Annotated in this window: 1 protein-coding gene; it reads right to left on the bottom strand. The window is 48.8% G+C overall.

Annotated features, from left to right (window positions below; all coding sequences use genetic code 11):
* Nucleotides 1-588: VCBS domain-containing protein (locus A136_RS22770; protein WP_017063826.1), on the bottom strand; the 588-nt coding region annotated here is incomplete at both ends.

The raw sequence follows: 588 nt of genomic DNA, 5'->3' as shown, positions 1-588 counted from the left end.
TCGCTCTCTCCCGCAGCCAGATAGTTAAAGGCACTTGGATCAATCACAAGCGTGTAACCGTCCGCGGCCAGCGACAGTCCTGTTGGCAAGCTATCTAGGTCAGCAATCGACAAGATCGCATCCGCGTCCACGTCGTCTGCGCCTTTAAGTAGGTTCAGGGTTTGCTCTGGCGCATCTTCATGGGTGGTCTTCGTCAGTGCATCGCCCACGGTTGGCGCATCGTTGCTGCCTTTCACCTCTACTTGTATTTCGTAACTATCGGTACCATCAAGTGATTTCACTAACAAGCTTTCTGTGTACGTATCACCTTGATCTAGCTTATTAGCTTTAGAATCATTCAGCGTGTAAGTCCAATCGCCAGTTGATTCATCAAAGGTGAATATGCCGTACTTACCTTGCAACTTCCCGCTATCTACCTCGTTAAAGCTCTCTTGACCTTGATCGGCATCTACAACGCTCAGCTGACCTTCTGCATAACTATTACCAATCTCATCACCTTGAGCATCAATACCCAACTCAACAATGTCAGCACTCTGCGGGTCACTCACACTGATGACCGCTTTGTCATTAGTGCCGGTGACAGTGATG

This window comes from Vibrio crassostreae 9ZC13 (assembly GCF_000272045.2).
Taxonomy (GTDB): Bacteria; Pseudomonadota; Gammaproteobacteria; order Enterobacterales; family Vibrionaceae; genus Vibrio; species Vibrio crassostreae_C.
Note: the sequence above shows the minus strand (reverse complement) of the source record. Positions and strands in the feature narration are given on the sequence as shown.